General features: G+C 39.8%; 1 pseudogene. It reads right to left on the bottom strand.

Annotated elements, in window-relative coordinates:
- A pseudogene (locus tag KP803_RS21775) lies at positions 1–703 on the bottom strand (IS3 family transposase); the annotation flags it as partial.

The raw sequence follows: 703 nt of genomic DNA, 5'->3' as shown, positions 1-703 counted from the left end.
ACAGCAAGATACATCCAGCGATTACCTTGCCTAATATAAGTTAAATCTCCAGACCATTGTTGGTTCACTGCTGTTGGTTTGGGTGTATCTTTCTTAATATTCTTTATCGACTGATAAAAACGATGCAGTTTTGCCATCTTTAAATATATTCGATAGCTTCTGGCTCTAAGTCCATGCTCTTTCATTAGTCGCGCAACACGTTTACGACCAACACAAATACCATGCCTTCTCAGCTCGGCATGAACCCTAGGGCTACCATATGTCTCTCGACTCTTTGTAAATATCTTTTTAATTTCAGTGAGTAAGCCAGATTCTGACTGACTATATTTACTTGGTAAACGCACTAACCAAGCATAATATCCAGATCTAGAAACCGATAGGTGACGACACATCATAGCTATCGGAAATGTTGATTTGTATTTCTTTATGAATCTGAATTTTGTCGATTTTCTTGGGCTACGAATCGTTGCCACTTTTTTAGCAGATCATTCTCTAACTTAAGTTGTTCGTTTTGGCGTTCAAGTTCAGCAAGTCGGTTGGACTCTGCCTTTTGCGTCGGTATGTAAGGTGTTTTCTTACGTTTATCTTCCATGATTATCCCTTCTCGATACTCCTTTCGCCATCTTGATAGCATAAAAGGGTGTATATCCAACGACTGAGCTACGCCCTTAACTGTAGCTCCATCTCGAAGAGAAAGTCGAAC

Source organism: Vibrio amylolyticus, from assembly GCF_023145695.1.
GTDB lineage: Bacteria > Pseudomonadota > Gammaproteobacteria > Enterobacterales > Vibrionaceae > Vibrio > Vibrio amylolyticus.
This window is presented reverse-complemented; position numbering and strand designations above follow the sequence as displayed.